The organism is Leifsonia sp. SIMBA_070 (assembly GCF_046534635.1).
Classification (GTDB): domain Bacteria; phylum Actinomycetota; class Actinomycetes; order Actinomycetales; family Microbacteriaceae; genus Leifsonia.
The window spans coordinates 1-262 of the sequence record NZ_JAWRYK010000447.1 but is presented as its reverse complement, the minus strand read 5'-3'; the positions used below and the strand labels follow the sequence as shown (position 1 = coordinate 262).

Annotated in this window: 2 pseudogenes; both read left to right on the top strand. The window is 61.5% G+C overall.

Features of this window, described 5'->3' with window-relative positions:
* Positions 1-101: pseudogene (locus SB754_RS21030) on the top strand (acetolactate synthase small subunit); the annotation flags it as partial.
* Positions 102-148: 47 nt separating this feature from the next.
* Positions 149-262 (top strand): annotated as a pseudogene (locus tag SB754_RS21025) (ketol-acid reductoisomerase); the annotation flags it as partial.

Below are 262 nucleotides of genomic sequence, written 5' to 3'. Positions count from 1 at the left end.
AGAGGGCGATCGCGCCGTTCGGTATCAAGGAAATTTCGCAGTCGGGCCTTCTCGCCCTGGGCCGCGGACCGAAGTCGATCTCCGAGCGCGCGTTGCGCTGATCGACGACAACAGACACCACCAAACCACTCAAACAAGGAGCAACACAGTGGCAGAGATCCTCTACGACCAGGACGCAGACCTGTCGATCATCCAGTCCAAGAAGGTTGCGATCGTGGGCTACGGCTCGCAGGGCCACGCGCACGCGCAGAACCTTCGCGAC